Here is a 594-nt window from a genome sequence, read left to right on the forward strand (position 1 = left end):
CTCTTCAGGGGTGACGGTGTCCAGTTGCTTCTTCTTGGCCTTCATGATGTTGGGCAGCGTGACGTAGCGCGGCTCGTTCAGGCGCAGGTCGGTGGTGACGATGGCCGGCAGCTTCAAGGTCAGCGTTTCCAGGCCGCCGTCGACTTCGCGCGTGACCGTAACCTTGCCGTCGGCCAGCTCGACCTTGCTGGCGAACGTGGCTTGCGGCCAGTCCAGCAGCGCGGCCAGCATCTGGCCGGTCTGGTTGGCGTCGTCGTCGATGGCTTGCTTGCCCAGGATCACCAGCTGCGGCTGTTCCTTGTCGACCAGCGCCTTCAACAGCTTGGCCACGGCCAGCGGCTGCAGCTCGGCATCGGTCTGGACCAGCACGCCGCGGTCGGCGCCGATGGCCATGGCCGTGCGCAGCGTTTCCTGGCATTGCGCAACGCCGCAAGAAACCGCCACGACCTCGGCCACCGCGCCCTTCTCCTTCAGGCGGGTCGCTTCCTCGACGGCAATCTCGTCAAAGGGGTTCATGGACATCTTCACATTGGCGATATCCACGCCGGTTTGATCAGACTTGACGCGCACCTTGACGTTGTAGTCAACGACGCG

1 protein-coding gene is annotated in these 594 nt (G+C 64.1%); it reads right to left on the reverse strand.

What is annotated here, in order from left to right; all coding sequences use genetic code 11:
* On the reverse strand, positions 1–594 hold a 594-nt coding region (locus AC6LKD_RS32660), incomplete at both ends, for an electron transfer flavoprotein subunit beta/FixA family protein (protein WP_498118547.1).

It is taken from the genome of Achromobacter sp. D7-1 (genome assembly GCF_059760445.1).